The organism is Leucobacter ruminantium (assembly GCF_017565705.1).
Classification (GTDB): domain Bacteria; phylum Actinomycetota; class Actinomycetes; order Actinomycetales; family Microbacteriaceae; genus Leucobacter; species Leucobacter ruminantium.
On record NZ_JAGDYL010000001.1, the window covers coordinates 378,622 to 404,204 of the forward strand.

Annotated in this window: 23 protein-coding genes, 1 tRNA gene and 1 pseudogene; 11 read left to right on the top strand and 14 right to left on the bottom strand. The window is 69.1% G+C overall.

The window, feature by feature from the left end; genetic code table 11:
• The first annotated feature begins 31 nt into the window (after positions 1-31).
• The 4 genes from J4H91_RS01760 (at position 32) to J4H91_RS01775 (ending at position 3,144) form a co-directional block, all read left to right on the top strand.
• Positions 32-499, top strand: coding sequence for an Lrp/AsnC ligand binding domain-containing protein (locus J4H91_RS01760; protein WP_208044516.1), 468 nt, complete (start codon positions 32-34; stop codon positions 497-499).
• A gap of 2 nt (positions 500-501) precedes the next feature.
• On the top strand, positions 502-1,896 hold the full coding sequence (locus J4H91_RS01765) for an aspartate aminotransferase family protein (RefSeq protein ID WP_208044517.1): 1,395 nt from the start codon (positions 502-504) through the stop codon (positions 1,894-1,896).
• Positions 1,897-2,011: 115 nt separating this feature from the next.
• Positions 2,012-2,539: a hypothetical protein gene (locus tag J4H91_RS01770; RefSeq protein WP_208044518.1), complete on the top strand. Its 528-nt coding sequence runs from the start codon at positions 2,012-2,014 to the stop codon at positions 2,537-2,539.
• 41 nt (positions 2,540-2,580) lie between these two features.
• A complete protein-coding gene (locus J4H91_RS01775) occupies positions 2,581-3,144 on the top strand; it encodes a hypothetical protein (RefSeq protein WP_208044519.1) in 564 nt (187 codons plus the stop codon).
• A 97-nt stretch (positions 3,145-3,241) separates the two neighbouring features.
• Here the strand turns inward: J4H91_RS01775 and rpsO are convergent, their stop codons facing one another.
• On the bottom strand, positions 3,242-3,511 hold the full coding sequence (gene rpsO, locus J4H91_RS01780; protein ID WP_208044520.1) for a 30S ribosomal protein S15: 270 nt from the start codon (positions 3,509-3,511) through the stop codon (positions 3,242-3,244).
• Between the two features lie 438 nt (positions 3,512-3,949).
• On the opposite strand from rpsO, the gene J4H91_RS01785 reads away from it, so the two are divergent.
• Positions 3,950-5,194, top strand: a complete 1,245-nt coding sequence (locus J4H91_RS01785; protein WP_208044521.1) for an ammonium transporter — start codon at positions 3,950-3,952, stop codon at positions 5,192-5,194.
• Positions 5,195-5,386: 192 nt separating this feature from the next.
• Positions 5,387-6,214 carry an inositol monophosphatase family protein gene (locus J4H91_RS01790; RefSeq protein WP_208044522.1) on the top strand — a complete coding sequence of 276 codons (828 nt, stop codon included), beginning with the start codon at positions 5,387-5,389 and terminating at the stop codon, positions 6,212-6,214.
• A gap of 38 nt (positions 6,215-6,252) precedes the next feature.
• Here the strand turns inward: J4H91_RS01790 and J4H91_RS01795 are convergent, their stop codons facing one another.
• Both J4H91_RS01795 and J4H91_RS01800 read right to left on the bottom strand, forming a co-directional pair.
• Positions 6,253-7,725 (bottom strand): NCS2 family permease, encoded by a 1,473-nt coding sequence (locus tag J4H91_RS01795; protein ID WP_341783390.1) that lies wholly within the window; start codon positions 7,723-7,725, stop codon positions 6,253-6,255.
• A 237-nt stretch (positions 7,726-7,962) separates the two neighbouring features.
• Positions 7,963-8,334, bottom strand: a complete 372-nt coding sequence (locus tag J4H91_RS01800; RefSeq protein WP_208044524.1) for an FKBP-type peptidyl-prolyl cis-trans isomerase — start codon at positions 8,332-8,334, stop codon at positions 7,963-7,965.
• Between the two features lie 174 nt (positions 8,335-8,508).
• On the opposite strand from J4H91_RS01800, the gene J4H91_RS01805 reads away from it, so the two are divergent.
• Positions 8,509-9,378, top strand: coding sequence for a fumarylacetoacetate hydrolase family protein (locus tag J4H91_RS01805; RefSeq protein ID WP_208044525.1), 870 nt, complete (start codon positions 8,509-8,511; stop codon positions 9,376-9,378).
• A gap of 8 nt (positions 9,379-9,386) precedes the next feature.
• Here J4H91_RS01805 and J4H91_RS01810 read toward each other — a convergent pair.
• Positions 9,387-9,812, bottom strand: a pseudogene (locus tag J4H91_RS01810) (L-serine ammonia-lyase, iron-sulfur-dependent, subunit alpha); the annotation flags it as partial.
• On the opposite strand from J4H91_RS01810, the gene J4H91_RS01815 reads away from it, so the two are divergent.
• Complete coding sequence (locus J4H91_RS01815) at positions 9,775-10,026, top strand: DUF6457 domain-containing protein (RefSeq protein WP_208044526.1); 252 nt, start codon at positions 9,775-9,777, stop codon at positions 10,024-10,026. The pseudogene J4H91_RS01810 and the gene J4H91_RS01815 overlap by 38 nt on opposite strands.
• A 6-nt stretch (positions 10,027-10,032) precedes the next feature.
• On the opposite strand, the gene J4H91_RS01820 is transcribed toward J4H91_RS01815, so the two are convergent.
• The 4 genes from J4H91_RS01820 to J4H91_RS01835 form a co-directional block, all read right to left on the bottom strand.
• Entirely contained in the window at positions 10,033-11,451 is a 1,419-nt protein-coding gene (locus J4H91_RS01820; RefSeq protein WP_208044527.1) for an aspartate ammonia-lyase, read from the bottom strand.
• Between the two features lie 126 nt (positions 11,452-11,577).
• Complete coding sequence (locus J4H91_RS01825; protein WP_208044588.1) at positions 11,578-13,047, bottom strand: MFS transporter; 1,470 nt, start codon at positions 13,045-13,047, stop codon at positions 11,578-11,580.
• Between the two features lie 41 nt (positions 13,048-13,088).
• The gene (locus J4H91_RS01830) at positions 13,089-13,964 is read right to left on the bottom strand and encodes a M48 family metalloprotease (RefSeq protein ID WP_208044528.1); all 876 of its coding nucleotides are present in this window, start codon (positions 13,962-13,964) and stop codon (positions 13,089-13,091) included.
• A 12-nt stretch (positions 13,965-13,976) separates the two neighbouring features.
• Positions 13,977-14,546, bottom strand: coding sequence for a LemA family protein (locus J4H91_RS01835; protein WP_208044529.1), 570 nt, complete (start codon positions 14,544-14,546; stop codon positions 13,977-13,979).
• A 126-nt stretch (positions 14,547-14,672) separates the two neighbouring features.
• Here J4H91_RS01835 and J4H91_RS01840 point away from each other — a divergent pair.
• Positions 14,673-14,746: transfer RNA gene (locus J4H91_RS01840), tRNA-Leu, on the top strand.
• A gap of 293 nt (positions 14,747-15,039) precedes the next feature.
• Here the strand turns inward: J4H91_RS01840 and J4H91_RS01845 are convergent.
• Positions 15,040-16,881 (bottom strand): phosphoenolpyruvate carboxykinase (GTP), encoded by a 1,842-nt coding sequence (locus J4H91_RS01845; RefSeq protein ID WP_208044530.1) that lies wholly within the window; start codon positions 16,879-16,881, stop codon positions 15,040-15,042.
• 130 nt (positions 16,882-17,011) lie between these two features.
• Here J4H91_RS01845 and J4H91_RS01850 point away from each other — a divergent pair, with 130 nt between their 5' ends.
• Both J4H91_RS01850 and J4H91_RS01855 read left to right on the top strand, forming a co-directional pair.
• On the top strand, positions 17,012-18,481 hold the full coding sequence (locus J4H91_RS01850) for a helix-turn-helix domain-containing protein (protein WP_208044531.1): 1,470 nt from the start codon (positions 17,012-17,014) through the stop codon (positions 18,479-18,481).
• Between the two features lie 168 nt (positions 18,482-18,649).
• Positions 18,650-20,512: a DUF2207 family protein gene (locus tag J4H91_RS01855; RefSeq protein WP_208044532.1), complete on the top strand. Its 1,863-nt coding sequence runs from the start codon at positions 18,650-18,652 to the stop codon at positions 20,510-20,512.
• Positions 20,513-20,574: 62 nt separating this feature from the next.
• Here the strand turns inward: J4H91_RS01855 and J4H91_RS01860 are convergent, their stop codons facing one another.
• From J4H91_RS01860 to eno, 5 genes are all read right to left on the bottom strand, one after another.
• The gene (locus J4H91_RS01860) at positions 20,575-21,585 is read right to left on the bottom strand and encodes a methyltransferase family protein (RefSeq protein ID WP_208044533.1); all 1,011 of its coding nucleotides are present in this window, start codon (positions 21,583-21,585) and stop codon (positions 20,575-20,577) included.
• A 105-nt stretch (positions 21,586-21,690) separates the two neighbouring features.
• The gene (locus J4H91_RS01865; RefSeq protein WP_208044534.1) at positions 21,691-23,034 is read right to left on the bottom strand and encodes an FAD-dependent oxidoreductase; all 1,344 of its coding nucleotides are present in this window, start codon (positions 23,032-23,034) and stop codon (positions 21,691-21,693) included.
• A 210-nt stretch (positions 23,035-23,244) separates the two neighbouring features.
• On the bottom strand, positions 23,245-23,727 hold the full coding sequence (locus tag J4H91_RS01870; protein WP_208044535.1) for a DUF501 domain-containing protein: 483 nt from the start codon (positions 23,725-23,727) through the stop codon (positions 23,245-23,247).
• A complete protein-coding gene (locus J4H91_RS01875) occupies positions 23,724-24,251 on the bottom strand; it encodes a septum formation initiator family protein (RefSeq protein WP_208044536.1) in 528 nt (175 codons plus the stop codon). Before J4H91_RS01875 ends, J4H91_RS01870 begins: the two co-directional genes overlap by 4 nt.
• Positions 24,252-24,273: 22 nt before the next feature.
• Entirely contained in the window at positions 24,274-25,554 is a 1,281-nt protein-coding gene (eno, locus tag J4H91_RS01880) for a phosphopyruvate hydratase (protein WP_208044589.1), read from the bottom strand.
• Positions 25,555-25,583: the final 29 nt, after the last annotated feature.

Here is a 25,583-nt window from a genome sequence, read left to right on the forward strand (position 1 = left end):
TTTTCGTATCTGCACTGTAAGAATCGGTAGCGTGAGCAGCAAACGAAACGCGCTGGTGCTCGACGCGACGTCGAAGGCCATCATCGAGCAGTTGCAGACCGATGGCCGTCGTTCGTACGCCGAGATCGGCAAGGCGGTCGGCCTCAGCGAGGCCGCGGTGCGCCAGCGCGTGCAGAAGCTCACGGACGCCGGTGTGATGCAGATCGTCGCGGTGACCGACCCCATGCGGCTCGGTTTCAACCGACAGGCCATGCTCGGCGTCCGCGTCTCTGGTGACACCAGGGTCGTCGCGGACGAGCTCGCAGAGCTGCCGGAGGTCGCCTATGTGGTGCTCAGCGCCGGCACCTTCGACATCCTCGCCGAGATCGTCTGCGAAGACGATGACGCCCTCATCGAGCTGCTGAACGAGAAGATCCGCAGGCTCGACGGGGTCGCATCAACGGAGACCTTCGTCTACCTCCAACTCAACAAACAGAAATACGACTGGGGAACACGATAACCATGTCATTCGATCCGACAGCAGCGGTGGACACAGCCGCGCTTCAGGCCTCGGCCAAGAGCCACATGTGGCCGCACTTCACCAACCGCAAGGTGCTGAACGACGGCATCCCCGTCATCACCCGCGCCGAGGGCCACCACATCTACGACGCGGCGGGCAAGGCGTACATCGACGGCCTCGCCGGCCTGTTCGTCGTGAACGCGGGTCACGGCCGTCAGCGCATCGTCGAAGCCGCCGCCAAGCAGATGCAGCAGCTCGACTTCATGCCGCTGTGGTCGTACGCCCACCCGGCCGCGATCGAGCTTTCGGAGCGTCTCGCCTCCTACGCCCCCGGCGAGATGAACAAGGTCTTCTTCACGACCGGCGGCGGCGAGGCCGTCGAGTCGGCCTTCAAGCTGGCGAAGCACTACTGGAAGATCCAGGGCAAGCCGATGAAGCACAAGGTCATCTCGCGCTCGGTCGCCTACCACGGCACCCCGCAGGGCGCGCTGGCCATCACCGGCATCCCCGACATGAAGAAGTTCTACGAGCCGCTGACCCCGGGCGGTCACCGCGTGCCGAACACCAACTTCTACCGTGCCGAGGAGATGGGCGCGCCCTCGAACGACCTCGAGGCCTTCGGCCAGTGGGCCGCGAACCGCATCGAGGAGGCCATCCTCTTCGAGGGACCCGACACCGTCGCGGCCGTGTTCCTCGAGCCGGTGCAGAACTCGGGCGGCTGCTTCCCGCCTCCCCCCGGCTACTTCAAGCGCGTGCGCGAGATCTGCGACCAGTACGACGTGCTGCTCGTCTCGGATGAGGTTATCTGCGCCTACGGCCGCATCGGCGACTTCTTCGCGTCGAAGGCGCTCGGCTACGAGCCCGACATCATCACCTCGGCGAAGGGCATCACCTCGGGCTACGTGCCCCTGGGCGCCATGATCGTCAGCGACAAGGTGTCGGAGCCCTTCAACTCGACCGAGAACACCTTCTACCACGGCTTCACCTTCGCGGGTCACCCGGCCGCCGCGGCCGCGGCCCTCGCGAACCTCGACATCTTCGAGGAGGAGGACCTCAACGGCCGCGTGCGCGAGAACAGCCCGCTGTTCCGCGCCGAGCTCGAGAAGCTGCTCGACATCGACATCGTCGGCGACGTGCGCGGCGAGGGCTACTTCTTCGGCATCGAGCTGGTGAAGGACAAGGCCACCAAGGAGACCTTCAACGAGGAGGAGTCGGACCGTCTGCTCCGCGACTACCTCTCCCCCGCGCTGTGGGAGGCCGGCCTCTACTGCCGCGCCGACGACCGCGGAGACCCCGTCATCCAGCTCGCTCCCCCGCTGACCATCGGCCCGGCGGAATTCGCCGAGATCGGCGGCATCCTGCGCAGCGTGCTGAAGGACGCATCCTCGAAGATCTGATCGGTTTTCGACAGGGATCCGGGCCCCGCGCATCGACGAGTTCGATGCGCGGGGCCCGTTCTCGTCTCGCGCACGAGCACGTCGAGGTGGCGGAGCCGCGGACTATGCTGGGCGCATGAGCTCCCCGGATCAGCAGCCCGAACCTCAGCAGTACGCTCAGCCCCGGTACGCCCCGCCGCAGCAGCAGTATGCTCAGGCGCACGCACAGCAGCAGTACGCCGCAGATCTCGGAGCAAGCGCGACGCAGCATCACTACCAGCAGGCGCCGTACCAGCAGGCTCCGCACCCACAGGCCCCGATCGGTGCACCCACGGCCTCGCCCACGGGCGAGCGTCTCAACCTGCTGGGCGTCATCGCTCTGGCGCTCCTCGTGCTGCTCGCGCTCCTGAGCTTCATCCAGCCGCTCTTCTATCGGCAGGCGGCGATGGTCGGCGACTTCTCGACGCTCTCGATGGTGCTCGCGATCATCCACGCGGGCGTGACGTTCGCGGCCCTCGGCCTCGCGATCGGCGGCGTGCTCCAGCGCACGGCGCGGCGCCTGCGCTGGACTGCCGTGGGATCCCTCGTGGCAGGCGGCCTCGCGCTGCTCTCGATGATCGGCAACCTGGTCGGCGGCTGGATCTCCTCGGCCCTTCCCTACTGATCGCGGTCGGCCGTGACGGCGGGCTCGGATACACTCGGCCCATGAGCATACCTCCTCCGCAGCAGCCCGGTTCCCCCTCCCCACAGCAGCAACCGCAGCAACCGCCTCAGACGGCATACCAGCAGCCCCAGTCGCCTCCGGGCTACGCCCAGCCGCAGGGAGCCCAGCCGCAGCCGCCCTACCAGCAGCCCGGGTACGCGCAGCCCTATCAGCAGCAGCCCGCTCAGCAGCCGTACCAGCCGGTGGCTCCCCGGCAATACGCGCAGCAGCCGAGCGATCGCAACGTGCTCGCCCTCATCTCGCTGATCATCACGGGCGCCGTGGCCGTGATCTGGAGCGCCTGCCTGCCCCTCGTGTTCCAGGCCGTCTACGCCAGCGCCGCACTCACCTTCAGCCCCGTGAGCCTGTTCTTCTCGCAGTGGATCGACGTGATCGTCGCGGTGCCGCTCTACCTCGTCGCGCTGTGCCTCGCCCTCGTCGCCGTCAGGCAGCAGGCCCGCCCTCGCGGCCGCGTGCTCGCGTTCATCGCGATCGGCGGCGCATCGGTCGGCATCGTGATGACCGTTCTGACGAACATCGTCTCCAACTTCGCCTACCGCTTCTGAGAGCGGGCGCCCGGCAACGGAAACGCCCCGCACCTCCGAAGAGGTACGGGGCGTTTCGCAGCGGTGTTCCGGCGATCACCGAAACGTTCCGCGAACGTTATCGACGCAGACCGAGACGCTCGATGAGCGAGCGGTAGCGGTTGATGTCGACGTTCTGCAGGTAGCCCAGCAGACGGCGGCGCTGACCGACGAGCAGCAGGAGGCCGCGGCGCGAGTGGTGGTCGTGCTTGTGGCTCTTCAGGTGCTCGGTCAGATCCTTGATCCGCTGGGTCAGCATCGCGACCTGCACCTCGGGGGAACCGGTGTCGCCGGGCTTGGTCGCGTACTCATCGATGATCGCCTTCTTGACCTCTGCATTCAGTGCCATAGGGATCCCCTTCCTCTTGCTGCGCGGCGCCGTCAGCGGGTTGCTGGGGCTCTCTTTATCCGCGGCCGTTCGAACGGCAACCTGTACAGCTTATCACCTCTCCACGCGCGACGCACTGCCACGACGGCAAGAGGGATCCCTCACTCCGAACAGGCCCCGCCCGTAGATATGGGATCGGCCGAAGATATGGCGGGAATCACCGAATCGGGCATATCTTTCGCGGATCCCATATCTTCGGCGACGGTCCTGAGGGGCGGTCCTGCTGCGACGGTCCTGAGGGGTAGTCCTGGGCCGGCAACGCGGCAGCGCAGGACGCGAGGGATCTCGAAACACGATCGTGACGGGGGCGAAACCTCGGCGCGATGGCTGCGAAACAGCCGCAGCGCAGACTGGAGCCACTGATGCGATCCCGGCGATCGGGAGGAAGGCGGCTGCAACATGGAAGACATCACCGCACCGGAGGTGTGGACTCTCGCGAGTTCCGCACTCGTGCTCATCATGACCCCTGGCCTAGCGCTCTTCTACGGCGGACTCGTGCGGGTGCGCTCCGTCGTCAACATGATGCTCTTCAGCGTCAGCGCGATGGGCGTCGTCGGAGTGCTCTGGATCCTGTTCGGCTACAGCATGAACTACTTCGCCGAAGGCGAGAGCGGATTCGCCGGCAGCCCGTTCAAGGACTTCGGCCTGCTGAATACCGACTCGGCCGACTACATCGGTGTCGGCTTCGGCGCCGTGTTCGCGATGATCACCACGGCACTCATCTCGGGCGCGATCGCCGACCGCGTCGGCCTCGGATCGTGGGTGCTGTTCTCGGGCGTGTGGGCGACGCTCGTCTACTTCCCCGTCGCGGCCTGGGTCTGGGGCGGCGGCTGGATCATGAACCTGGGCGCGACCCTCGGCACGGCAGACGTCATCGATCTCGCGGGCGGCACGGTGATCCACATCAACGCCGGCGCTGCCGCGCTCGCGCTCGCCATCGTCGCGGGCAAGCGCCTCGGATTCGGTCCCGGCTCGCACAAGCCCCACAGCATCCCGCTCGTGACGATCGGCGCCGCGCTGCTGTGGTTCGGCTGGATCGGCTTCAACTCGGGGCTCGCCTCCACTGCCCCCGACGCCGGCCTCATCCTGGTCAACACGCTCGGGGCGCCCGCTGCGGGCATCATCGGCTGGATCGTCGTCGACGTGCTGCGCGGCAAGAAGCCGGGCGTCATCGGCGCGGCCTCCGGCGCGGTCGCGGGCCTCGTCGCGATCACGCCGGCCGCGCTCAACCTCGCGCCGCTGTGGGCACTGCTGCTCGGCCTGATCGCCGGCATCGCGTGCGCCTTCGCGATCGACCTGAAGTATCGTCTGGGCTATGACGACTCGCTCGACGTGGTCGGCCTGCACCTCGTCGCGGGCGTCATCGGGTCGCTCTACCTCGGCTTCTTCGCCTTCGACGACGGCCTCCTCATGGGCGGCGATGCCGGTCTGCTGCTCGTGCAGGCGATCTCGGTGGTCTCGGTGATGGTCTACTCCTTCGTCGTGTCGCTGATCATCGCCTTCGCCATCAAGATGATCACGGGGCTGCGCGTTCCGGCCGAGGTCGAGGAGCGAGGGATCGACGCCGAGGCGCACGGCGAGGAGGCCTACGCCTACGAGTCGCCCGAGGAGCAGCTCGCCGTGCAGGTGGCCCAGCTGCGGTAGACGGCGACGGCTACCCGACGCGAGAGGCGGGGGTGGGGGGGGGGGGGGGGTTTAGACCACCCCCCACCCCCCCCGCGCCCGGGGGGCCCCCCCGCGGCTTGTGGGGGTTGGGGGCGCTCTATTTTTTTCCGGCCCCCCGAAACCCGCCTTTCGCGAGGGATCCCGCCGAGGCGCACACGTTAGTGTCGAACCATGAGCGAATCGTATGCCGCAGCACCGGAAGCCCTCGCCCGCCTCGCTTCTCGCGTCGCGGAGGCGGCGGGCGACCGGGTGCTCGAGCTCCGCCGCAGGGGCGTGACCGTGGCCGGACTGAAGTCGAGCGCGATCGACATGGTCACGGAGGCCGACCGCGAGGCCGAGGAGATGATCGTCGCGGCCCTGATCGCCGAGCGGCCCGATGACGGCCTGCTGGGTGAGGAAGGGGCGGGCGCCGAGGGCACGAGCGGTATCACCTGGGTCATCGACCCGATCGACGGCACCACCAACTACTTCTACGACATCCCGGCCTACGTGGTGAGCATCGCCGCGACGGTCCCCGACCCCGAGTGGACGGCCGAGGGCAGGCGCACCATCGCTGCGGCCGTCTACAACCCGAGCACGCGCGAGCTCTTCACGGCGTGGGAGGGCGGCGGGGCCTTCGTGAACGGCGAGCCGATCTCGGTCGCCGCCCGCGAGGAGCTCTCGACCGCGCTCGTCGGAACGGGCTTCGGCTACACGGTGGAGCGCAAGCTCGAACAGCTCGAGGCGGCTCAGCGGCTGCTGCCGAAGATTCGGGATCTGCGCCGCATCGGCGCGGCCGCCTACGACCTCTGCCTGGTCGCCTGCGGTCGGCTCGACGCCTACTACGAACGCGGGCTGAATCCGTGGGACTACGCCGCGGGCGCACTCATCGCACGCGAGGCGGGGGCCGGGCTCCTGGGCATCGACGAGGCCACGCCGCCCGGCACGCCGCTGCTGTGCGCGGCCTCCCCGGGGCTCGTGCGCGAACTCCGCGACACCATCACGGGCGCGGCGGAGTGAGCGGGGTGAGGGATCCTGCCGGATCCCTCACCCCGCTTTCAGACTCCGAGCAGCGCCTCGATCGGGCCGCGGGCGAAGAACACGACGAAGCCGGCCGCGACCACCCACAGCAGCCAGTGCACGCGCTTGGCCCTGCCGCTGAGCGCGTGCACCAGCACCCAGGCCACGAAGCCGGCGCCGATACCGTTGGCGATCGAATAGGTCATGGGCATCACCGCCACGGTGAGGAACACCGGCAGCAGCACCCGGAAGTCACCGAGGTCGATGTGCTTGATCTGCGCCATCATGAGCGCTCCGACGATCACGAGCGCCGCGGCTGCGACCTCGGTGGGCACGATGCCGGTGAGCGGGGTGAAGAACATCGCGAGCAGGAACATGCCGCCCGTGACCAGGTTCGCGAAGCCGGTGCGGGCGCCCTCGCCGATGCCCGCGCCCGACTCGATGAACACGGTGTTCGACGACGATGAGGTGAGGCCGCCCGCGATCGCGCCGACACCCTCGACGACCAGTGCCGACTTGAGACGGGGGAAGTTGCCCTTCTCGTCGGAGAGACCGGCCTCGCGGGAGAGGCCGGTCATCGTGCCCATGGCGTCGAAGAAGTTGGTGAAGAGCAGCGTGAACACGAGCATGACCACGGTCACGAGACCGACGCGCCCGAAGTCGAAGCTGACCGCTCCGATGAGGCCGAGGTCGGGGAGACTGAAGGGCGCCGAGCCGAGTTCGGGCACGGTGAGACCCCACCCGCCCCCATTCGCGACCTCGCCGTCGGCTCCCGTGCGCGGGCCGAGGTGCCAGATGGCCTCCACGATCACGGCGATCACGGTGCCGGTGACGAGGCCGATCAGGAGGCCGCCCTTCACCCGCGCGGCGACGAGCACGCCGGTGAGCACGAGCGTGATCACGAAGAGCAACGTCGGCACGGTGACCACCGAGCCGCCGATACCGAGACCCACCGGGGGCGAGTTCGCACCCGTCGCGGTGACGAAGCCCGAGTTGACGAAGCCGATGAAGGCGATGAACAGGCCGATTCCCACCGTGATCGCGAGCTTCAGCTCGACGGGCACGGCGTCGAAGATCATGCGTCGCAGCCCCGTGGCTGCGAGCAGCACGATCAGCACGCCGTTGATCACCACGAGGGCCATCGCCTCGGGCCAGGTGACCTGTCCGACGACCGAGAAGGCGAGGAAGGCGTTGATGCCGAGGCCCGCGGCGAAGCCGAAGGGGAGGCGCGAGACCAGGCCGAAGAGGATCGTCATCACGCCCGCGGTGAAGGCCGTCACAGCGCTCGCCTGGGCGAAGGCCTGCTCGCCGTCGGCCGAGCCGTCGATGAAGTTGCCGAGCACATCGGGGCTGCCCGAGAGGATGATCGGGTTGAGGATCACGATGTAGGCCATCGTGACGAAGGTGACGAGACCGCCGCGCACCTCGGTACCGAAGGTCGATCCCCGCTCGGTGATGCCGAAGTAGCGGTCGACCGATCCGAGCCCGCCGCCGCGCGGCACCCGCTTCACGGACTCTGTCTGCTGCGGCGCCTGAGTCACCGTTTCTCCCCCTCTGCCTGTCGTTCCGGAACAGAAGAACGGTACCACCGCGCTCGGGTCCGCAACGCAACGAGCCCGCCCGGAGGGATCCGGACGGGCTCGAGGGGTGCTCCAGCTCAGCCGCCAGAGGAGAAGCCGCGCTTCACCTTCTCACCCGAGCCCGAGACGGGCTCGGCGTCAGCTGGCGAAGGCGGGAAAACGCCTTCGTCAGCTGACGCCCAGCAGATCGATGACGAAGATGAGGGTCTTGCCCGCGAGCGGGTGACCGCCCGCATTGCCGTAAGCCTGAGCCGGGGGCACGATGATCTTGCGGCGGCCGCCGACCTTCATGCCGGGGATGCCGACCTGCCACCCCTGGATCAGGGAGCGCAGCGGGAAGTTGATCGACTCGCCGCGGCTCCACGACGAGTCGAACTCCTCGCCCGAGTCGTACTCGACGCCGAGGTAGTGCACATCGACGGTCGAGCTCGCGAGCGCCTCCTCACCGGTTCCGACGACGATGTCCTCGACGACCAGCTCGGTAGGGGCCGGGCCCTCGGGCGCGTCGAGCTCGGGCTTGGTGTTCGCTGTTTCACTCATGCCTCCATCCTCCCCCGGAAGCGAGTGCTCCGCCTGGGCGTTCGCTCTCAGGGAACCCGTACCCTGCTCGAGCCGGATCGAGCCCGGACGGATTCCCGAGCCCGATCCTCGCCGGCCCGCCCGTGCAGCGGCGCGCGGGCGCGGCAGACGCCGCGGGTCGGTTACCCTTGAGGGGTGAGATTCGCGCACCTGACCACCGGCCCAGATTCCGCCCCCGAGTTCGTCGTCGTGCGCGGTGAGCGCTATCTTCCGGTCGCGGCTCTCGGAACCCCCTACCCGACCCTGCAGGCCCTCATCGAGGCGGGCCCCAACGCGCTCGCCTCGCTCCGCGCAGCGGTCGAGGCGCAGCCGGAGGGCGAGGGATCCCTCATCGCGGATGCCGCGCACGCCCCCGCCGTCATCGACCCCCCGATCGTGCTGGCCGTCGGCCTCAACTACGACGAGCACGCGAGCGAGCTGAGCCTCGACAACGATTCGGGCCCGGTGCTCTTCTCGCTCTTCCCGAACTCGCTCGGCGGCCATGAGGGCGAGGTGCCGCTGACCGCGAGCATCAGCGAGGAGGTCGACTACGAGGGCGAGCTCGGCGTGATCATCGGCAAGCCCGCCAAGAACGTGGCGGTCGAGAATGCGCTCGACTACGTCTTCGGCTACACCGCCGTCAACGACATCACGGCCCGCAACATCCAGTTCCAGGAGCCGCAGTGGTCGCGCTGCAAGTCGTTCGACGGCTTCACTCCGATCGGCCCCGTGGTCGTGACCGCCGACGAGATCCCCGACCCGCAGGCGCTCGGCATCACCACCGACGTCGACGGGCTGCGCGTACAGGATTCGACGACGGGCTTCATGATCCGCTCGGTCGCTCAGCTCATCGCCTCGATCTCGCAGTCGCTCACGCTGCTGCCCGGCACGGTCATCTCCACCGGCTCGCCCGGCGGGGCGGGGCGCTCGCGCAAGCCGCCGCTCTACCTCTTCCCCGGCACGCAGGTGACGGTGACGATCGAGGGCATCGGCGCGCTCACCTCGCACTGCGTCGCTGCCGAGTAGGCCTCGCGTCAGCACTCGATGACGTTGACGGCGAGGCCGCCGCGTGAGGTCTCCTTGTACTTCGTCTTCATGTCGAGGCCGGTCTGACGCATCGTGGTGATCGCCTGATCGAGGGTGACCCGGTGGGAGCCGTCGCCGTGCAGCGCGAGCCTGGCCGCGTTGATGGCCTTGACCGAGGCGATCGCGTTGCGCTCGATGCAGGGCACCTGCACGAGCCCGCCCACGGGATCGCAGGTGAGACCGAGGTTGTGCTCCAGCCCGATCTCGGCCGCGTTCTCCACCTGGTCGGGCGTTCCGCCGAGCACCGCGCACAGTCCGGCCGCCGCCATCGAGCAGGCTGATCCGACCTCGGCCTGACACCCCAACTCGGCCCCCGAGATCGAGGCGTTGCGCTTCATGAGCGAGCCGATCGCACCTGCCGTGAGGAGGAACGCCGCGAGCGAGCTCGAGCTCGACGCCGACGCGGTCGACATCGCCACGGTCCTGAACGTCGCGCGAGACGTCGCGCATCAGGTCGCCAGGCCGGCGGCGCCGCTGAGCACCTTCCTCCTGGGCGTGGCCGTCGGCAGGGCCTCGGAGGCGGACGCCTCCGCCGAGCTCGCGGCGCGCGCCCGCGCGCTCAGCGAGCTGGCCGAGCGCTGGGAGTGAGATCCTTCACACCTCGGGGGTGATACCCGCGAGAGTGGCGGGCTTGAGCAGCTCGTCGAGGGTCGCCTGGTCGAGCAGCCCGCGAGAGACGACGAGTTCCGAGACCTTTGCGTTGGTCGCGAGCGCCTCCTTCGCGAGCTTCGCGGCCTCGGCGTAGCCGATAACGGGTGCGAGCGCCGTGATCACGGTCACCGAGCGCGCGACCATGTCCTCGAGGCGCGCCTCGTTCGCGGTGATCCCGTCGACGCAGTTGACGCGGAACGTCTGGCATGCGCGCTCGAGCCAGGTGATCGACTGGAACAGCGAGTGCGCGATGATCGGCTCGAAGGCGTTGAGCTGCAGCTGACCCGCCTCCACCGCCATCGACACCGTCACGTCGGCGCCCGCCACCGAATAGGCCACCTGCGACACCGCCTCAGGGATCACCGGGTTCACCTTGCCCGGCATGATGGACGACCCCGCCTGGCGCGCAGGCAGGTTGATCTCTCCGAGGCCGGCCTGCGGGCCGGACGAGAGCAGTCGCAGGTCGTTCGCGATCTTCGAGAGCTTCAGGGCCGAGCGCTTGAGCGCGCCCGAGAAGGTGATGAAGACCCCCGTGTCGCTGGTCGACTCGACGAGGTCTCCCGCCGTGACGAGCTCGAGGCCGGTGATCTCCCGCAGGTGCTTGATCACCGCCTCCTTGTAGCCGCGGGGCGCGTTGATGCCCGTGCCGATCGCCGTGGCGCCCATGTTCACCTCGCCGAGCAGCGATACCGCCTCGCGCAGCCGCTCGACGTCCTCGCGCAGGGTCACGGCGAAGGCGTTGAACTCCTGGCCGAGGGTCATCGGCACCGCATCCTGCATCTGCGTGCGACCGACCTTGATGATGTGCGCGAACTCGCGCCCCTTCGCGGCGAACGAGGCGGCGAGCAGCTCGAGCTGCTCGAGCAGGCTGCCGAGCGAGAACGCGAGCGCGATCTTGATCGCGGTGGGGTAGGTGTCGTTCGTCGACTGGCTGTGGTTCGTATGATCGTTGGGGTGGATGAAGGCGTAGTCGCCCTTCTGGCGGCCCGCGAGCTCGAGTGCCCGGTTCGTGATGACCTCGTTCGCGTTCATGTTGGTCGAGGTGCCGGCGCCGCCCTGCACGACACCCACGACGAACTGCTCGTGCAGCAGGCCGGTCTTGATCTCCTCGCACGCGCGGTCGATGAGGGTGGCGCGCTGCTCGTCGAGCGCCCCGATCTCGAGGTTCGCGCGCGCAGCCGCCTGCTTCACGCAGGCGAACGCCCGGATGAAGTCGGGGTACACCGAGATCGGGCGCCTGGCGATCGGGAAGTTCTCGTGCGCTCGGGCCGTGTGCACGCCCCAGTAGGCGGAGGCCGGGATCTCGAGGCTGCCCAGCGAATCGGTCTCGGTGCGGGTCTGTGCTGATGTGAAGTCGCTCAACGGTATCTGCTCTCCCGGATCGTGCGAACGCGGTCGGCTCCGCGCGGACGCCTCAAGACTACTCCGCACCCTTCGCCGCCCGAGGGACCGACGAGCGCGCCCGGGGTCGGCCGGCGACCGGCCGGCTCACCGGGGCCTGCGATCTCGCGACGATCCCTCGCCGTCGTCCTCGTACTCGTCGGTGAAGGCCTCATCCGCAATGCCGCCCACGGGGATCGCGCCCGTCGCGGCGCCCGATCCCTCCTGCGGCACCGACTCGCCCGCACCGATCGCGGCGCCTCCGCGGCGCAGCACCGAGATCGGCGCGGTCAACGTCTCGCTCTGCCGTCCGGGATCGTCGCCGAGCCCCGGTCGGCCGGCGTGCGTCACCGTGAAGCGCAGGCCGCGATCCCTGTGGAAGCGCAGTCTGCGCTCGGTGAAGAGCCATCCCATGCCGATCGCGAAGGCCGCGAAGCCGCCGATGGCACTGATGACGAGGGTCGAGCGCGGTCCGAGCGCGTCCGCTGCCATGCCGACGAGCGGCGCGCCGATCGGGGTGCCGCCCATGAGCACCGCCACGTAGAGCGCGAGCACTCGCCCGCGCACCGCCGGGTCGGAGGTGGTCTGCACGAAGCCGTTCGCCGTCGTGAGCATCGTGGAGGTCGCGAGCCCGAAGAAGATGAGCAGCGCGGCGAACGACCAGAAGGTGGGCGCGAGGGCCGCGCCGAGGCTCACGACACCGATCCCTCCCACCGCGACGATCACGACCCGCATGCGCGCCGCGGGCCGCCGCGCCGCCAGGAGGGCGCCGGTGAGGGATCCGATCGCGAGCACCGAGGAGAGCAGGCCGTAGTCGCTCGCGCCGCGCCCGAACTCGACGGCCATGGTCGACGAGATCACCGGGAAGTTCATGCTGAGCGCGCCGACGATGAACACCATCACGAAGATCACGAGGAGGTCATGGCGGCTGCGTACATACCGGAATCCGGCGGAGAGGGCGCGCAACTGCGATTCGGGCGGGCCGCTCGGCATCGGCGCCGGGCGGGCGGAGATGAGCAGCAGCGCGCCGAGCACCGCGAGGAACGAGGCGGCGTTGATGAGGAACACCCAGCCCGAGCCGACGAGCGCGATGAGCACGCCCGCGACGGCCGGGCCGACCAGTCGTGCCGAGTTGAAGGAGGCGGAGTTGAGCGCGACGGCGTTCGACAGCTGCGCCGGCCCCACGAGGTCGGAGACGAAGGCCTGCCGCGACGTGGTGTCGAATGCGTTGACGACCCCGAGGGCGAGCGCGAAGCCGTAGAGGTGCCAGAGCTGGGCAGCGCCCGTGACGAGCAGCAGACCGAGGCCCGCCGCGAGCAGCATGAGCAGGCTCTGCGTCACGAGCAGCACCCTGCGCCGGTCGAAGCGGTCGGCCACGGCTCCGCTGAACGGCACGAGCAGCAGCTGCGGGCCGAACTGCAGCGCCATGGTCGCGCCGACAGCGGCGGCGTTGGTGTCGGTGAGTTCGGTGAGCACCACCCAGTTCTGGGTGGTGGCCTGCATCCATGCGCCGATGTTCGAGATGAGCGCGCCGCCGAACCAGATGCGGTAGTCGCGCACCGAGAGGGATCGGAACATGTTCGCCACGACGCGGGCAGCCTCCTTCAGAAGTCAGACGGTCAGAACTTGCCGCCGATATCGAGCAGACGGCGGATGCGATCGGGAATCGGAGGATGCGTCGCGAAGAGGCGCTGCACCACGCCCGGCTTGAGCGGGTCGGCGATCCAGAGGTGCGCCATGCTCGACTGCTGCTTCTGCAGCGGGCGGCCGTACTCCGACAGCTTGTGCAGGGCGCTCGCGAGCGCCTCGGGGTGTCGTGTGGTGAGCGCGCCGGTCGCATCGGCCAGGTACTCTCGCTGACGCGAGACGGCGAGCTGCACGACCGTCGCGATGAGCGGGGCGATGAGCATCGCGACCAGCCCGAAGATCAGCACGACCGGGTTGCCGTTGCTGTTATTGCTGCGGCCGAAGAAGGCCATGCGCACGAGCACGTCGGAGATCATGCCGACGGCGACGACGAGGCCGTAGACGATCATCGACACCCGGATGTCGTAGTTGCGCACGTGCCCCAGCTCGTGCGCCATGACCCCCTCGAGCTCGGAGTCGGTCATGATGTCGAGCAGACCGGTCGTCGCCGCGACCATCGCGTGCTCGGGATCCCGCCCCGTCGCGAAGGCGTTGGGCGCCGGGTCGTGCACGATGTAGACCTCGGGCATCGGCGTCCCCGTGGTGATCGAGAGGTTCTCGACGATGCGGTAGAGGCGCGGGTTGTCGGCCTCGGTGATGCGCTGTGCCCCGCTCATGCCGATGGCCTGGCGACCCGCCGCGAAGTATTGGATCACCGCGTAACCCACGGCGCACACGACCACCGCGATGACGATGCCCGGCGAGTTGTAGATGTACGACGCGAGCCAGCCGAGACCGCCGACGATGGCGATGAACAGCAGGATGATGAGGAAGCTGTTGACCTTGTTGCGGCGTATGGCGCTGTACACGGCCCTCCCCTGCTAGAACTGGATGCGCGGCGGCTCCGAGATCGAGGCGACGTTCTCAACCTCGAAGAACTCGCGCTCCGTGAAGCCCATGCCCCGCGCGAAAATGGTGTTCGGGAAGATCTGGATCTTCGTGTTGTACTCGCGCACGCCACCGTTGTAGAAGCGGCGCGAGGCCTGGATCTTGTTCTCGGTGTCGACGAGTTCGCCCTGCAGCTGCAGGAAGTTCTGGCTCGCCTGCAGCTGCGGGTAGGCCTCGGCGACCGCGAAGATGCTCTTGAGAGCCTGCTGCATGTGGTTCTCGGCGAGCGACGCCTCGGCGGGGCTCTCGGCGGAGATGGTCTCGGCGCGTGCCTTCGTCACCGCGTCGAAGACGCCCTTCTCGTGCGCCGCGTAGCCCTTGACCGATTCCACCAGGCTCGGAATGAGATCGGCGCGGCGCTTGAGCTGCACCGTGATATCGCTCCACGCCTCGTCGACGCGCACACGCAGCGTGACGAGCGAGTTGTACGTGATCCAGACGTAGCCGACCAGCAGCACGAGAACACCGACCACGATGAGCGTGGCAATCAATCCACCAGACATGCCTGCATCCTATCCGTCCAGTCCATGAATCCCCTGTGTCGGCAGGGATCCCTCGGGGGATTACGGCAGGGATCCCTCGCTGCCGCACGATCATGGTCTCGGTGGCGGCGTGGGAGGATGGACTCACCCCCCATAGCCCAACCGGCAGAGGCAGCCGACTTAAAATCGGCACAGTCAGGGTTCGAATCCCTGTGGGGGGACTTCACGACCCATCATCGGAGCAGCTCAGGATAGCGATCGCAGCCCGGGAGGTCGAAGAACCGGAAAAACGACCTCCTGAGCTGCGATCCACTGCGCGAGCTGAAAAGGAGGTGCGCGGGCAGGAGAGATCTGCCGGAGAGCTGCGGGCGAGCGGGAAATAGTAGGCCCCGCCGTCGGGCAGAACGGCGGGGCCTACGGTCGGTGGGCCGCCCCCTTCGACAGGCTCAGGGGCGGTGGGGCGGGCGGGAGGGGTCCCTGTTCCAGTTCCTCCCGGCGCGCCCGATGAGCGCGGTTACGCGCCCAGGCGGGCTCGGAGCGCGGCGAGCTGCTCGCGCAGCGCGGCGGGCACGCGGTCGCCGAACTGCGCGAAGAACTCCTCGGTGAGGTCGGCCTCGGCGAGCCACGACTCGGCGTCGATCGAGAACAGCTCCTCGAGGTCGGCGGCGGGGACATCGATGCCGTCGAGGTTCAGCTCGCCCTCGGCGGGCACAGTGCCGATCGGGGTCTCGCGACCGGTGCGCTCGCCCTCGACGCTGCGGATGATCCAGTCGATCACGCGCGAGTTCTCACCGAAGCCCGGCCACAGGAAGCGACCGTCGGATCCCTTGCGGAACCAGTTGACCTGGAAGATCTTCGGAGCCTTGTCGCCGAGCTTCTCCCCCATCTCGAGCCAGTGGCCCCAGTAGTCGGCCATGTTGTAACCGCAGAAGGGCAGCATCGCGAAGGGATCCCGGCGCAGTTCGCCGACGGTGCCCTCCTGGGCGGCGGTCTTCTCCGACGAGACGGTCGCGCCGACGAAGACGCCGTGCTCCCAGCTCAGGGAACGGGCGACGAGCGGCACGTTCGTGGCCCGGCGTCCGCCGAAGAGGATCGCGTCGACGGGCACGCCGTCCTGCTCGTACCAGTCGGCTGCGAGGGTCGGGGTCTGCTGGATGGGCACCGTGAAGCGCGAGTTCGGGTGCGCGGCGGGGCGGTCGGCGTCGGGCGTCCAGTCGTTGCCCTGCCAGTCGACGAGGTGCGCGGGCACCTCGTCGGTCTTGCCCTCCCACCACACGTCGCCGTCGTCGGTCAGCGCGACGTTCGTGTAGATGGTGTTGCCCCACAGGGTCTCCATCGCCACAGGGTTGGTGGACTCGCCGGTGCCCGGTGCGACGCCGAAGAAGCCGGCCTCGGGGTTGATCGCGTAGAGACGCCCGTCCTGGCCGGGACGCAGCCAGGCGATGTCGTCGCCGATCGTCTCGACCTTCCAGCCGGGGATGGTGGGCTGGAGCATGGCAAGGTTGGTCTTGCCGCAGGCCGAGGGGAACGCTGCGGTCAGGTGGTAGGCCTTGCCGGTCTCGGTGTTGGTGAGCTTGAGGAGCAGCATGTGCTCGGCGAGCCAGCCCTCCTTGCGTCCCATCACCGAGGCGATGCGCAACGCGAAGCACTTCTTCGACAGCAGCGCGTTGCCGCCGTAGCCCGAGCCGAAGGACCACACCTCGAGGGTCTCCGGGAAGTGCGTGATGTACTTCAGGTCGTTGCAGGGCCACGCGGTGTCTTCCTGGCCGTATTCGAGGGGCGCGCCCACCGAGTGCACCGTGCGCACCCACTCACGGCCGGGCTCGATGCCGTCGAGCGCCGCCTGACCCATGCGGGTCATGATGCGCATGCTGAGCACGGCGTAGGGCGAGTCGGTGATCTCGATGCCGAGCTGGGTGATGGCGCCCCCGACCGGGCCCATCGAGAACGGCACGACGTACATCGTGCGGCCGCGCATCACGCCGTCGAAGAGCGGCATCAGCTCGGCCTTCATCTCGGCCGGATCCCTCCAGTTGTTGGTGGGGCCGGCGTCCGCCTCGTTCTCCGAGCAGATGAAGGTGCGATCCTCGACGCGGGCGACATCGGCCGGGTGCGAGCGGGCGAGGAAGCTGCCGGGGCGGAGATCCTTGTTGAGAGGGATCAGCGAGCCCGCCTCGACCATCTCGGTCGTGATGCGGCTCCACTCGTCCTGCGACCCGTCGCACCAGACGACGGCATCGGGCTTCGTGAGCTCGGCGACCTCGGTCACCCACTCCAGAACCTCGGGGTTGCTCGTCGTGGCCTCTGCACGGACGAGATCGGCGATCGTCTGGTCGAGAACTGCTGCGGTGCTCATGTCGGTGATGCTCCTCGGGTGAAACACAGGTGAAGATTTCGTCTTCTGCCATCCATCTTGCGGTCCGTTTTTGACAGCGGAAGGCGATTTGAGATGTAAAGATTTGATCTTTTTGACGTATAGTCAAAATATGGCCCCTGAATCGACCCCCGCACTCAGCGCAGCCGAACTCGACCGCCTGCTGATCGGCAAGCGCCTGCGTCACTTCCGCACGAACGCCGGGCTCACCCTCGACCAGCTCGGCGAGCGGGTCGGCGTCGTCGCCAGCCAGCTCTCCCTCATCGAGAACGGGCGCCGCGAGCCCAAGCTCGGACTGCTGCAGGCGATCGCTCGCGAACTCGAGCTGGATCCCTCGGAGCTGCTGAAGCCCGAACCCCCGGACCACCGCAGCGCTCTCGAGATCGAACTCGAACGGGCGCAGAGCGCCCCGGCCTACACCCGACTCAAGCTTCCCCACGTGCGCGCACCGCGCACCCTGAGCGACGACACCCTCGAAGCCCTCGTCGGCCTGCACCGCGAGCTCGCGCGCCGCTCCCGCGCGGCCGCCGCGACCTCCGAGGAGGCGAGACGGGCCAACACCGCCATCCGATTGAAGATGCGCGAGCGCGACAACTACATCCACGAGATCGAGCTCATCGCCTCCGACCTCATGCGCCGCATCGGGCACACCGCCGGCGCGGTCACCCACCGCGAGGTCGCCGTGCTCGCCGAACTGCTCGGCTTCACCCTCATCTTCGTCGACGATCTGCCTTCGAACACGCGGAGCATCACCGACCTCGCGAACGGTCGCATCTACCTGCCTCCGGCGTCCATCCCCGGCGGGCACGGGCTGCGATCCCTCGCTCTCCAGGCCATGGCCCACCGCGTCCTCGGGCACCAGGAGCCTGCGAGCTATGCCGAGTTCCTGGAGCAGAGGATGCAGATCAACTACTTCGCCGCAGCCTGTCTCATCCCGGAGGCGCGAGCCGTCGAGTTCCTGCAGCAGGCCAAGCGCAACCGCAACCTCGCGATCGAGGATCTGCGCGACGCCTTCGGCGTGACGCACGAGGCCGCGGCGCACCGCTTCACGAACCTGGCCACGCGCCACCTCGATCTGCGCGTGCACCATTACCGCGCCGACGGCGAGGGCGTGCTCGTGCGCGGATACGAGAACGACGGGCTCCCCTTCCCCTCCGACTCGTCCGGTTCGATCGAGGGCGAGGTGCTCTGTCACAAGTGGGGCGGCCGCACCGCCTTCGACCGGACGAACCGCACGAGCGAGTTCTACCAGTACACCGACACTCCTGTCGGTACCTTCTGGTCGAGCGTGCAGACGGGCGACGCCGAACTCGGCCCCTTCGCGATCTCATGCGGCGTGCCATTCGACGACGCGCGCTGGTTCCGCGGCCGCGACACGCAGGTGCGCGCGGTCTCCACCTGCCCCGACCCCACCTGCTGCCGCACCCCGAGCCGCGCGCTGCTCGAACGGTGGAAGGGCAAGGCGTGGCCGAGCGCCCGCATGCACGCGCACGTGCTCGCCCCGCTGCCGACCGGCACCTTCCCCGGTGTCGACGACACGGAGATGTACGCCTTCCTCAGCAGGCATGCGCCGGAAAGTTGATGCGAGAAGCGCCAGCTTCTCGCCTTTCCGGCGCGGCGCCCACAGGCGCCGGAGGCTTAGGGAGAAACGCGCCAGCGTTTCTCTGCCGCAGGCGCGGCGCCCACAGGCGCCGGATTTGAGTAGTCGTTACCCAGTGCCGGGCACCACTGCGAACCATAGACTCGCCCCATGAGAAGCTTCATGCGCTGTGCGAGCCTCCTCGCGGTCGTGCTCTGCGCCGTTCTGCTCACGGGCTGGGCGGTATCACCACCCGCAGCGGCATCACCATCCGCAGCATCACCCGCGGCCCCGACGATCGTGCAGGCCGGCGTCGACGACTTCTCCTTCGAGTCCTTCGATGCCGAATACCGTCTGGGCCGCGACGAGGCCGACCGCGCGACGCTGCGCACCACCGAGCGGCTCGTCGCCCGATTCCCCGATTTCGACCAGAACCGAGGGATCAGGCGCGACATTCCGCGCAGCTACGACGGGCACTCGACGGATCTAGCCGTCGTCTCGGTCACCGACGGGGAGGGTCGCCCGCGCCCCTACACCGCGAAGAAGGGCCGCGACTTCCTCTCGCTCACGATCGCGGTGCCCGAGGGCGAGTACGTGCGCGGCCGCCAGGTCTACGTGATCGAGTACACGCAGCGCGACGTCACGAAGCGCTTCGCCGACACGGATGCGGACGAGTTCTACTGGGACGTGAACGGCACCGACTGGCGGCAGTCGTTCGGTCGGGTCGGCGCGAGGGTCGCCCTCGAAGACGGTCTCGCGTCGGCGCTGACGGGCTCCGAGTCCTGCTACCGCGGTCGATACGGCTCGACGGAGCGCTGCGAGATCGTGCGCGACGGCGACGCGTTCACCGTCGACGAGGCGCAGCTCTGGCCGCAGGAGAACGTGACCTTCGCGATCGGCTTCGCGCCGGGCACCTTCGCCGAGCGGCCCTTCTCGCTGTTCGAGCGCGTGCCGCCGCTCGCGTTCGCGGGCTTCGCGAGCGGGGCCTGCGCGCTGCTGCTCGGGCTGTGGGCGCTGACGTTCGGGCGGCGAGGGGCGCGCACGGGCCGCGCGATCATCGCCCAGTACGAGCCGCCGGAAGACATCGACGTCGCAATCGCCGCGCAGCTCCTCGGCCAGCCTAAGCGTGCGATGACGGCGATGCTGCTCGACCTGGCGGTGCGCGGCAGCATCCGGCTGCTGCACGATCGCGAACGCGATCGCTTCGGCGCCCGCCCGATCAGCGACCGCGGCCTGGAACAGCGCGAGCAGCTCGCGTTCTCGGCGATCGAGCGCATGGCCGCCGCAGGCACGAGCGGCACGCGATCCGGCGCCGGTGCCTCCGAGGAGGCCTGGTTCGGGGGCGCGAGCACCGCGCTCGGAGACGCGGCGGCGAGCATCCGCAGCTCGGCCGCGCGCGAGGTGGAGCGCCGCGGGTACACCCGCGGTCCGGCCAAGGGTGTCGGCTGCGCGGTGCCCCTGCTGAGCGTGCTGTCGCTCGCGCTGCTCACGGTCCATGCGGTGATGGACGGCAGCGACGGTCTGCTCGCGGTGGTGCTCGCCGTCGGGATCAACGCCTGCGTGTGGCTGCTGCTCGGGTTCTTCGCCCTGTTCGGCAAGGTGCGCAGACTCACCCCGGAGGGCGCTCTGCTGCACGAGCACCTGCAGGGATTGCGCGAGTACATCCGGCTGGCGGAGGCCGACCGCATCCGCATGCTGCAGGGCGTCACCGGCGCCGAGGTGGACGAGCAGCGCGTCGTGCGCGTGTACGAGCGGCTGCTGCCCTACGCCGTGCTCTTCGGGCAGGAGCACGAGTGGCAGGCCGAGCTGGCGCGGCACTACGCCGCCTCCGTGCCGAGTTGGCTCGAGGGCGGCGGCGCGGATCTCGACGGCGTTTCGTTCTCCCGGCTGCAGACGACCGTGGCGTCGAGCCCGGTCACGCACGTCCCCTCGTCCTCGTCGAGCACGGGCAGCTCGTTCTCTTCGAGCGGCGGTTCCTCTGGCGGCGGGTCGTCGGGCGGGGGCGGCGGAGGCGGAGGAGGTGGCGGCGTGTGAGGGTTGCTGTCGTTCCGCGAGGGATCCCTCACGGCGCGATCGGTCTCTCCGCGAGGGATCCCTCACTCCGCAATCGGGGGCGCGGGTACGGGCCGGAGCCGCGGCGCCCAGCATCTCACGCACTGCCGGTACGACACGAACGCAGCGCCGAAGCGCACCTCGAGGTCGGCCTCCTCGAAGGGCCGCACGAGCGCGTTCCAATAGAGGGCGCCGCAGAGCGCATAGACCACGACGAGCCATGACTCGCCGACCAGCCCGACACCTGCGGCCTGCGCGATGCCCGCGAGCGCCATCGGGTTGCGCACCCAGCGGTAGGGGCCGGCGACGACGAGGCGGTTCGCCGAGGCCGACGGCAGGGGCGTTCCGTCGCCGCGCAACGACATCGCGAAGGCGGCCCAGACGCCGAGCGCGCTCGCGAGCAGCAGCAGCGCCGAGCCGAGCGCGCGCGACCATGCCGGCAGCGGCAGGTGCAGCGCCCAACGGTGCTCGACGAACACGATCAGTGCGGGCAGCGCAGCCAGGAAGAGCACCCAGAAACCGCTCAGCTGCAGCAGTGTGCGCGCCAGTTGGCGGCCCAGCGACGCGGAGCCCGCCGTGTCGAATCCGAGCGGGCCGGCGAGCAGTGCCTCGGCAGGGATCCTGCCGTACGAGACCAGCAACCACGCCGCCGTTGTGCCAACGCTCGCCGCCGTCATGATGAGCGCGCCCCAGCCGGCCTCGCCGGTGATCGTCGCGTAGACGCCGAGCCCGGCGGTGACGAGCAGCGTCCAGACCGCGACCGCGCAGGCTGCCCGGCGCGCGACGGGTCGGGCATCCCCCGTCGCCGCGAACGCGGAGCCGAGCACGAACAGCGGAACGTCGAAGAGCCCCATGAGCACCGGGTCGATGCGACCGAGCGTGGCCTCGCGCACGCCGGGTGCCGTGAAGACAGCGACCCACCAGGCCGCGCCGGCCACCGCCTGCAGCGCGAAGTAGCCGCGGCCGACACGACGGGCGGCCGCCGAGGGGATCACCCAGAACCCGCGCACGCGCGGCGTCGGCGCCGCGACGGCGGCCTCCGGGATTTCGGCCATGCACTCACCGTATCGGGTGCGGCGCGATCCCTCGCCGGATCCCTCCCCGGAAACGGCGAAGCGCCCCGACGAGCACACGGCTCGCCGGGGCGCTGCAGCGGGAGGTTACTCCGCGGCCGGCTTGGGACGCGAGGCGAACTCCTCAAAGATCGCGCGGGGCTCCTGCACGGCCTCGATGTTCACGATGTCGCGGCCCAGGAAGAAGTGGCCGACCCAGCCGCCGAACACGCGCCACTTGCGCTCCCACGAGGGGATCGCGAGGCCGTGGTAGAAGCGGTGCGCGAGCCACGCGAAGTAGCCCTTCATCGCGAAGCTGCCGCCCGAGCGGAACACACCGGTGTTGACGCCGAGGCCGGCGACCGCGCCCATGTTCTTGTGGTTGTACTGCGCCACGCCCTCTCCGCGCAGGTCGGCGACGATGTTCTTCGCGAGCAGCTTGCCCTGGCGCACGGCGTGCTGCGCGTTCGGCACGCAGAAGCCGCCGGGGCCCGGGGTCGACGAGATGTCGGGGGTCTGCGAGGTGTCGCCCGCGGTCCAGGCGCCCTCGAGTGCCTCGCCCTCCTCGGTCGTGATGCGCAGCTCGGGGCTGCCGATGACGTGGCCGCGGGGTCCGATCGGCAGGTCGGTGCCGCGCAGGAACGGCCGGGGCATGACGCCGGCGGTCCAGACGATGAGGTCGGACTCGTAGACCTCCCCGGTCGACAGCTCGATCTTGCCGTCGACGGCCGAGCTCAGCTGCGTGTTGAGGTGGATGTCGACGCCGCGGCGGGTCTGGTCGGCGACCACCCAATCGGCGAGCTTCTCCGTGACCTCGGGCATGATGCGGCCCATGGCCTCGACGAGGTGGAACTTCGTCTCGTCGAAGGTGATCTCGGGGTAGCGGCGCAGCAGGGAGGTGGCGAACGAGCGCAGCTCGGAGATCGTCTCGATGCCGGCGAAGCCGCCGCCCACGACGGTGACGGTGAGCAGGCGCTCGCGCTCGGGCGAACCCGCGGGCAGCGAGGCGGCGCGCTCGAAGTTGCCGACGAGACGGTCGCGCACGGCGACGGCCTCTTCGATCGTCTTCATGCCGATCGCGTTGTCGGCGATGCCCGCGATCGGGAAGGTGCGGGACACCGAACCCGTGGTGACGACGATGTGGTCGTAGGTGAGCTCGAAGGGCTCGCCCACGTTCGGCGTGACGGTGGCGGTCTTCGTGGCGTGCGAGATGCCCGTCACCTTGCCCGCGATGTTCGCGGTGCTCTTGAGGTGGCGGCGGCGCGCGACCACCGCGTGCCTCGGCTCGATCGAACCCGCTGCGACCTCCGGGAGGAACGGCAGGTAGGCCATGTAGGGCAGCGGATCGACGATCGTCACTTCGGCCTCACCGGCGCGAAGCAGCTTCTCGAGCTTCCACGCCGTGTAGAAACCGGCGTAGCCACCACCGACGATCAGAATCTTCTTCGCCACGAAGCGGTCTCCTTGAATGATGCGTTGGGCAGAAAATGTGCGGGCACAGAAAAGATGGGCGTCTCACGCCCACCGCAACATCTTATCCCCTTTACGGGGAGTCCGAGGCCGTTTCTGCGGAAATGAGGGAGGACGGCGAGGGATCCCTCCCCGACCGCTGCACCGCCGGCGCCCGCGAGCACCGAGCGCTCCCGGCCGTCAGCGCCGCATTCACCCGTCCCAGTCGGCGCGCTCGAGCGCGAGGTCCCCGATGGGGTTCACGCCCGGCCCGGCCGCGAGCGCGTGACCGATGAGCGCGTGCAGGCACTTCACGCGGGTGGGCATACCGCCCGCGCTGACACCCGCGACCTCGGGCACCTCTCCCACGAGATCGCGATCGGCGATGTACTGCTCGTGCGCACGGGCGTAGTTCTCGCGCAGCTCCTCGTCTTCGGCGAGCATCGCGTTGAACTCGTTCATGACGCCGACCGCCTCGAGTCGCGACGCCGCGGCGACGGCCTCCGGGTGGCAGAGGTAGTAGAAGGTCGGGAACGGCGAACCGTCGGGCAGGCGGGGCGCCGTCGCGACGACAGCCGGCGAGCCGTCCTTCGCCCGCGCGGCGATGCCGACCACGCCGCGGGCCTCGCGGCCGAGCTGCTCGCTCACAGCCGCGATGTCGGCCTCGGTCGGCGGTTCGTAGGGCGGTCGGGTCATGGGGTGGGCTCCTCGGTCGGGGCTGGTTCGGGCGCGAGATCCGCGCCGGTATCGCTCGCATCGGCGGGCGGGGCTTCGGTGGTGGCGGCGCTGAGCACGGAGGCGGCGAGGCCTCGGGCCCAATCGCTGTCCATGCGCGCGAGCGACGCGTTCGTCTCCTCGGTCGACTCGACCGGCATCGGAACGTCGTCGATGATGTTGAGCTGAGTCTCGCCCGGCATCACGTAGAAGAGGCGGTCGCGCGCCTGCGATCTGACGTAGGCGGGGTCTTTCCACCTCGCCCGCTCGGAGTCGATCTCCTCGACGGACTCGCGGTGCTGCCGCACGCTCTCGCGCAGCTCGGCGATCTCGCGATGCTGCTGCACGTAGGTCGACAGGCTGGGGCTGATGATGATCGCTCCGCCCGTGATGAGGGCGACGATGAGCACGGTGAAGCCGCTGAAGCGCAGGCTCGAGAGCCAGGCGCCGAGCGAGGCGTCGTTCGACGCCCCGCTGTCGGTCGCTCGCTCGCCTCGGCGGTTCACCGTGCTCTAATCCTCGCCGCGATCAGGCCGAGAAGCGCGGGAAGGCGTTGCGGCCGGCGTAGTTCGCGGCGGCCCCGAGCTCCTCCTCGATGCGGAGCAGCTGGTTGTACTTGGCGACGCGGTCGGAGCGGGCGGGGGCGCCGGTCTTGATCTGTCCGCAGTTGGTGGCCACGGCGAGGTCGGCGATCGTGACGTCCTCGGTCTCGCCCGAGCGGTGCGACATGACGGCGGTGTAACCCGCGCGCTGCGCGAGCTGGACGGCGTCGAAGGTCTCGGTGAGGGTGCCGATCTGGTTGACCTTGACGAGCAGCGAGTTCGCCACGCCCTTCGCGATGCCCTCGGCGATGCGCTCGGGGTTGGTCACGAAGAGGTCGTCGCCGACCAGCTGCACGCGGTCGCCGATCTCGGAGGTGATGTGCGCCCAGCCCTCCCAGTCGCTCTCGTCGAGCGGATCCTCGATCGAGACGAGCGGGTAGCGGTTCAGCAGATCCTCGTAGTAGGCCGTCATCTCGGCGGCCGTGCGCTGCTGCCCCTCGAACTTGTACACGCCGTTCTCGTAGAACTCGGAGGAGGCGACGTCGAGCGCCACGGCCACGTCGCGACCCGGCTCGAGGCCGGCGCGCTGGATCGCCTCGACGATGAGGTCGAGCGCCTCGGCGTTGGTGGGGAGGTCGGGGGCGAAGCCGCCCTCATCGCCCAGGCCGGTCGAGAGGCCCTTCTCGTTGAGCAGCGCCTTGAGAGCGTGGTAGACCTCGACGCCCCAGCGCAGACCCTCCGAGAAGGTCTCGGCGCCGAGCGGCACGGCCATGAACTCCTGGATGTCGACGCCGGTGTCGGCGTGCGCGCCGCCGTTGATGATGTTCATGAGCGGCACCGGCAGAGTGCCGGCGGTGGGACCGCCCAGGTAGCGGTAGAGCGGCAGCTCGGCGGATGCGGCCGCGGCGTGCGCGACCGCGAGGCTGACGCCCAGGATCGAGTTGGCGCCGACACGCGACTTGTTGTCGGTGCCGTCGACCTCCTTGAGCACGGCGTCGATGATGCGCTGGTCGTCGGCCGCGAAGCCCTCGATCGCGGGGGCGAGCTCGTCGAACACGGCGTCGACCGCCTTCGTCACGCCCTTGCCGAGGTAACGGCTCTTGTCGCCGTCGCGCAGTTCGTAGGCCTCGAAGGCGCCGGTCGAGGCGCCGGAGGGGACCGCGGCGCGGCCCACGGAGTCGTCGGTCAGGCCGACCTCGACCTCAACGGTCGGGTTGCCGCGCGAATCGAGAATCTCGCGTGCGATCACCGCGTCGATAAATGCCACCATGCGCTCCTTGGGGTCGTGCCGGCGCT

Bases quoted from the DNA above. Each gene is read 5' to 3' on its own strand.
- J4H91_RS01765 (WP_208044517.1), top strand. From the start codon at position 502: ATGTCATTCGATCCGACAGCAGCGGTGGACACAGCCGCGCTTCAGGCC.
- J4H91_RS01770 (WP_208044518.1), top strand. From the start codon at position 2,012: ATGAGCTCCCCGGATCAGCAGCCCGAACCTCAGCAGTACGCTCAGCCC.
- J4H91_RS01775 (WP_208044519.1), top strand. From the start codon at position 2,581: ATGAGCATACCTCCTCCGCAGCAGCCCGGTTCCCCCTCCCCACAGCAG.
- rpsO (WP_208044520.1), bottom strand. From the start codon at position 3,511: ATGGCACTGAATGCAGAGGTCAAGAAGGCGATCATCGATGAGTACGCG.
- J4H91_RS01785 (WP_208044521.1), top strand. From the start codon at position 3,950: ATGGAAGACATCACCGCACCGGAGGTGTGGACTCTCGCGAGTTCCGCA.
- J4H91_RS01790 (WP_208044522.1), top strand. From the start codon at position 5,387: ATGAGCGAATCGTATGCCGCAGCACCGGAAGCCCTCGCCCGCCTCGCT.
- J4H91_RS01800 (WP_208044524.1), bottom strand. From the start codon at position 8,334: ATGAGTGAAACAGCGAACACCAAGCCCGAGCTCGACGCGCCCGAGGGC.
- J4H91_RS01815 (WP_208044526.1), top strand. From the start codon at position 9,775: ATGAGCGAGCCGATCGCACCTGCCGTGAGGAGGAACGCCGCGAGCGAG.
- J4H91_RS01825 (WP_208044588.1), bottom strand. From the start codon at position 13,047: ATGTTCCGATCCCTCTCGGTGCGCGACTACCGCATCTGGTTCGGCGGC.
- J4H91_RS01835 (WP_208044529.1), bottom strand. From the start codon at position 14,546: ATGTCTGGTGGATTGATTGCCACGCTCATCGTGGTCGGTGTTCTCGTG.
- J4H91_RS01845 (WP_208044530.1), bottom strand. From the start codon at position 16,881: ATGAGCACCGCAGCAGTTCTCGACCAGACGATCGCCGATCTCGTCCGT.
- J4H91_RS01850 (WP_208044531.1), top strand. From the start codon at position 17,012: ATGGCCCCTGAATCGACCCCCGCACTCAGCGCAGCCGAACTCGACCGC.
- J4H91_RS01855 (WP_208044532.1), top strand. From the start codon at position 18,650: ATGAGAAGCTTCATGCGCTGTGCGAGCCTCCTCGCGGTCGTGCTCTGC.
- J4H91_RS01860 (WP_208044533.1), bottom strand. From the start codon at position 21,585: ATGGCCGAAATCCCGGAGGCCGCCGTCGCGGCGCCGACGCCGCGCGTG.
- J4H91_RS01870 (WP_208044535.1), bottom strand. From the start codon at position 23,727: ATGACCCGACCGCCCTACGAACCGCCGACCGAGGCCGACATCGCGGCT.